This window comes from Bacillus sp. LL01 (assembly GCF_001037965.1).
In genome coordinates this window covers 1-5,329 of the sequence record NZ_LFEL01000120.1, presented here as the reverse complement: position 1 = coordinate 5,329, position 5,329 = coordinate 1, and the positions used below count along the sequence as shown (strand labels likewise).

Genomic DNA, 5,329 nt, shown 5'->3' with positions numbered 1-5,329 from the left:
TTGGTAACTTCTCCAGCATACGATATTGCAAGATCACTCCAAGTACATCATCGCGAACCCAACTCGATGTTGTTTCAGCTCCAATATCATCTAAAATCAATACTTTGGCACGTTTTATCCGATCGAGTTTACCTTGAAAGGTCCCATCACCTATCGATTGTTTCATTTCACGAAAGAAGTCAGGCGTATACACCGTATAGGATTCAACCCCGCGCTCATAAAGCTCATTAGCAATTGCACCCATTAAATACGTTTTCCCGACGCCAAATTTGCCGTAGAAATATAAGCCCTCACCGTTTTCACCTGGCTCTGCTTTWAAAGCAAACTCAAGAGCAGCAGCCCCCGCTTCCTCTCGCTCTCCATCCATATCAATGTCTTCAAACCGAGCTTTAAGAATATCTTTTGGGATGTAGAGTGACTTCATTAATTGTTGTTGCTCTTTATGCTGCTTTTCTTGAACTTTTAGGGCACAAGGGAGATAACGAAGCTCTAGGTGTCCACGTTCAATCTGAAGGGTCGGCTGATAACCTTTCATCATGTTCGGACATGCTTTTAACCCAGGGCAATTCGCACAATGGGTTCGCTCCTTCTTAAATTCATACAATTTCACCATACCACGGTCAACCATTTCAGTAGTAAGCGAATCTTTTTCCATTCTCAAAAATTCTTGAATAAAAGGGTCTTTAAAAAGTTCTTTCTTTTGGTTCTCTAGCCGTTCTTGTAAACCTGCACTTTTCGCCCACTGTTTTAACGTGGATTGTATTGGCTTCATTTAGTTCTCTCCTTTCTCCCGTTTGCGTTTTTTAAGCTCCTCCATCATCTTGTCAAAACGTTCTTTTGCATCAGTGGTTTCAGGAGATGATTCAGTCGTTTTCTTTTCTTGGTCCTTATTCTTCTCTTTTTCTTTTTCTTCTACTAACCATTTTGGTAAACGGTCGCGCCTTGTGTTCTTTCTCGGTCCTTGTGTACGCTTAGAAGAGGCATTTGATTGGCTTCTTTCCTTTGCAACGACTTTCTTTTCTTGTTCTTCTCTTGCAAGTACCATTGCATCGGCTACTTTATTAATTTTTTTCCTAGCCCAGTGAGCAGCAATTTTATCAATTAAAGCTTTTTGTAGCTTCATATCGTGCTGAAAAAGAACATAATCGATTAAGACATTCGCTACACCTGGTAATAGCTGATAATCCATTAGTAAGGATTCAACAATTTTCGCATCTGCAGGGGCAACATAAGCTCCATCTGAACGAATTTCGAGTAAGGTTAGAGGAGGAGTTGTTTCATAAAATTTAATAATCTTTTCTTCTTCTGTTTTCGGCTCAACAGATGTCATCGTTTGATGCTGAATCGGGTGAACCTTTAACCCAAGCCCTGGTGGCTCCGAACTATGTTCAATTTTGTACCACTCTTGCGCTTTCTTTCGTAATAAATCTATATCAACTTCATCATCATGAAGGACAGCTTGCCCGACAATCCGACTCATCTCTAGAGGTTCTATTCGGTAGACAAAAGCAAGCCTGATGATCGCTTGATTAACCTCTTTAGTAAGTAATTGTTCTGGTACAATAAAGCTGGATAAATCTTTTTTCATTAGTTCAAAATCAAAATTCCCTTCAATAAATGTTAACGAATCCCCATCCTGCCCTAGTAATTCCGAAGCCTCATTAAGCTTYATTGCATCTGATGTTTCTGATTGTAGATTAGACACGATTTCAGAATGATGGAGAGAATGAAATATTTCATCAAATGAGTGGGTTAATTCGGTATACTCCCCTATGTCTACCTTGTCTTCTGTGAATCGTTCGCGCAATTGTCGATATTTCTGTTTTCCTAGACGATTAAATAAATAGACACTTAATACATCATTTTCGAAAAACTGTTTTGGGGACATTGGTTGTTGCAATTCATWTAAATAAGAGGATCCTTCCTCCTTACTATTCTTATAAGTCTTTAAAAGTCCGATGGCTTCTAGCTTTTTTCRTTCTTCAAAAATCGTTTGGAGGGGGATATTCATCATCAGCATCAACTGTCGGTGCGTCTGACTCTCACTCCAATATTGATCACGTTCTAATTGTGACCACAAAGTCATGTACAAGCTATGGGCTAGGGCTCCAACTAAAGGCTGGTACAATAACGTAATCACTTTTTGATCCAAATCTGTTAAGTAGCTGGAGACTCGTACTGTGAACGAGTCAACCGGCAACAGTTCCTTCCAATGCCAACTCATTGAATGTCCCTCCTCTCCTCAGGTCATGAGTAAAAAAGAGCTCATAGCGTATTCACACTACAGCTCTTTAACCTTATCCTTTATTCATTAATTCCGTTAGTTCTTTGATAAATACATTAATATCCTTAAACTGACGATAGACCGACGCAAAGCGAACATAAGCGACATCATCTATTAAGGCTAGTCTCTCCATCACAAGCTCTCCGACATCTTCGCTGTTTACTTCATTTTTACCTTTTCCTCTCAACTCACGCTCAACTTCATTCACAATCTGCTCTAGCGTTTCAAGTGGAACTGGACGTTTTTCACATGCTCGAATAAGCCCACGTAGTATTTTATCACGACTAAACTCTTGGCGTGTTCCATCTTTCTTTACAACAATGAGAGGTACTTCTTCTACCATTTCAAATGTCGTAAAACGATTACTGCATGATTCACACTCTCGTCGTCTACGAATTGAGCGGCCTTCATGGCTAGGTCTTGAATCAAGTACTCTCGTTCCATTATATTGACAAGCTGGACACCGCATGTAATCATCTCCACTTTTCTGTATCTTCTGTTAGACACAGCTTCCGTTCTTTTCTCTATCATATAAAAAAAGACGATATCTGACAAGCTTGGCAGGGTATTATTCCCCTACTTAAAATTAGAGTAACTCTTCTCCAATCCCTGAACCAATAAAGGGTAGCTCTTGGTCCAACCTATCATAGAGAGCAAGAACAATTTTTTTGCTTTTACCAAAATCAGATGGAAGGCTCGTACCAGTTGAACAAGAAAAATCAACCGCTGTTCGAAACGGCTTGACCGTTACGATCGTTGCAATCAATAAAGATTCTCCACCATTTTTAGGTTGAGCAATCATTTCTCCACGTTCTTCTTCGATCCGCTTAACTTGCCAACCCGATGATTGAATGACACTTTCAACGGCCTGTATTGCTTTGTCTTTAGACGTTTTGTAATATCTCGTTTTCAATTGATCAACAGAGTGTTTTTCCGTTGTTTCAGTCCGATTATTTACTAGCTTGCCAAAGAGTTCTCTTAATGCCATTTTTCTCCACCTAACTTTTTTCTTTTCTTTATCATATCATACCCAAGAGCGTTTTTAGGAGAAGAAAAAGTGCATACAAAAAAGAGAGGTGAAAACCTCTCTTTTAAAATGGAAAGCTAGAGGGGTTTACCTCTTTCTCTCTATGTTAGAACGCATTAACTTTTGATTTTTCTGCTTTAACTGGTCCCATTCCTCTTGGCACTTCAATTACTTCACTTGAGCTAGCACCTAGCGCTTCAGCAATGTAATTAGATGCCACATTCGGATCAATACGATCTCCACATGTATATACATCAATACTTGCATAACCATGTTCAGGAAAGCTGTGAATCGTTAAATGAGACTCGGAAATGATGACTACGCCACTAACACCATGTGGTGCAAACTTGTGAAATGCAACTTCCCGTACTTCTGCACCTGATTTAAGTGCAGCATCTACAAATGTTTGTTCAATAAAACTCATATTATTCAACTTCTCAGTATTACAGCCCCAAAGTTCTGCAATAACGTGACGACCCATAGTGTCCATAAGTTGAATCCCCCTTCACAAAAAAATTCATGCCTTCTCAAGCATGTAGGAACGTTCAGTTACACGGGGGAAAGTTAGTCCAAAGAGGTCCTAACCCTTTCTGCAAGTAAACGAATCCTGGTTTGCTTTAATTGAAGTTCACGAAAATCAGTATACTTGTTTTATAATTTTAATGCAACCAATCCTTGTCATTTTTTTAAAAGAAATTCTTACTACTTTTTCATCAAATCTGACAAAGGTTGATCCAACAGTATATACGTGATTTCCATAGCACTCTTCTCTTGTTAGGGTATCCAGGTCAGCGGAAGCTATGAGTGAGRATTAACCAACATGAGATGGAGTAGTCATTTTTTTAGCGACAAGGTTCATTAAATCAACAACTCTACAAGAATAGCCCCACTCGTTATCATACCAAGCAAGAACCTTCACCTGACGTTCGCTCATTACCATCGTCGATAACCCATCAATAACAGAAGATTGCTCTTCTCCATTATAGTCAATTGATACAAGTGGTTTTTCTGAGAATCCTAAAATTCCTTTCAGCGACCCTTCTGCAGCCATTTTCAAGGCAGTATTCACTTCTTCATGAGTAACATCCTTTTTAACTTGAACAACTAAGTCAACTAAAGAGACATTTGGTGTTGGTACACGTAAAGCCATTCCATTTAACTTTCCTTCAAGCTGAGGAAGTACTTTTGCAATAGCTTTTGCAGCCCCTGTTGAAGTCGGGATAATCGATTGACCACATGCACGAGCTCGACGAAGATCTTTATGTGGATTATCAATATTTTTTTGGTCATTTGTATAAGCATGAACAGTTGTCATTAAACCGCTTTCAATTCCGAACGTTTCATCTAATACTTTTGCGACTGGCGCTAAGCAATTTGTTGTACAAGATGCATTCGAAATAATGTGATGTTTAGAGGCATCATAATCCCCATCATTTACACCCATTACGATTGTGATATCTTCTTCTTTAGCCGGAGCAGTAATCAATACTTTCTTAGCACCAGCTTCAATGTGATAACCCGCAGTTTCTTGTGTCTTAAATTTACCAGTTGCTTCAATAACAATATCTACTCCAAGTTCTGCCCAAGGTAGCTCACGAGGGTCACGTGAATGAAGTAATTGCACAACTTTCCCATCAACCACAATCGTATCGTCTTTCGCTTCAACAGGAAGAGTGTATGTTCCGTGAATACTATCATATTTGATTAAGTGAGCAAGTGTTTCTGCAGGATAGCTCGCATTGATTGCAACAACCTCCACTTCATCCTCTAGCATTGCTTTGCGAAATACCATACGGCCAATACGGCCAAATCCATTGATGGCAACTTTAACCTTCATTTGAATTCCCCTCTCCAAATATATGTTATACTCAATATTGTTTTTATGTTAATTAGTATATCACATATACCACAAGAGGACGATTACTTTTTTGAAAATCTGAAAAATTGGATGAATGACTATTTAGAAAGGCGGAGGCGAGTGGTTTGGCATGCGGAAAAATGAGGGGGAGCAACATGAA

General features: G+C 39.1%; 6 protein-coding genes. All 6 read right to left on the bottom strand.

What is annotated here, in order from left to right:
• The coding region (gene dnaI / locus AB685_RS25940) for a primosomal protein DnaI (protein ID WP_047973480.1) at positions 1-772 on the bottom strand (772 nt) is incomplete at its 3' end.
• On the bottom strand, positions 773-2,224 hold the full coding sequence (locus AB685_RS25935) for a DnaD domain protein (protein WP_047973479.1): 1,452 nt from the start codon (positions 2,222-2,224) through the stop codon (positions 773-775).
• 73 nt (positions 2,225-2,297) lie between these two features.
• Positions 2,298-2,753 (bottom strand): transcriptional regulator NrdR, encoded by a 456-nt coding sequence (nrdR, locus tag AB685_RS25930; RefSeq protein ID WP_047973478.1) that lies wholly within the window; start codon positions 2,751-2,753, stop codon positions 2,298-2,300.
• A 117-nt stretch (positions 2,754-2,870) separates the two neighbouring features.
• Positions 2,871-3,272 carry a hypothetical protein gene (locus AB685_RS25925; RefSeq protein ID WP_047973477.1) on the bottom strand — a complete coding sequence of 134 codons (402 nt, stop codon included), beginning with the start codon at positions 3,270-3,272 and terminating at the stop codon, positions 2,871-2,873.
• A gap of 145 nt (positions 3,273-3,417) precedes the next feature.
• The gene (gene speD, locus AB685_RS25920; protein ID WP_047973476.1) at positions 3,418-3,801 is read right to left on the bottom strand and encodes an adenosylmethionine decarboxylase; all 384 of its coding nucleotides are present in this window, start codon (positions 3,799-3,801) and stop codon (positions 3,418-3,420) included.
• Positions 3,802-4,122: 321 nt separating this feature from the next.
• Positions 4,123-5,148 carry a glyceraldehyde-3-phosphate dehydrogenase gene (locus tag AB685_RS25915; protein ID WP_047973475.1) on the bottom strand — a complete coding sequence of 342 codons (1,026 nt, stop codon included), beginning with the start codon at positions 5,146-5,148 and terminating at the stop codon, positions 4,123-4,125.
• Positions 5,149-5,329: the final 181 nt, after the last annotated feature.

Excerpts from the sequence above, each read along its gene's own strand:
- AB685_RS25925 (WP_047973477.1), bottom strand. The coding sequence starts at position 3,272 with ATGGCATTAAGAGAACTCTTTGGCAAGCTAGTAAATAATCGGACTGAA.
- AB685_RS25915 (WP_047973475.1), bottom strand. The coding sequence starts at position 5,148 with ATGAAGGTTAAAGTTGCCATCAATGGATTTGGCCGTATTGGCCGTATG.
- speD (WP_047973476.1), bottom strand. The coding sequence starts at position 3,801 with ATGGACACTATGGGTCGTCACGTTATTGCAGAACTTTGGGGCTGTAAT.
- nrdR (WP_047973478.1), bottom strand. The coding sequence starts at position 2,753 with ATGCGGTGTCCAGCTTGTCAATATAATGGAACGAGAGTACTTGATTCA.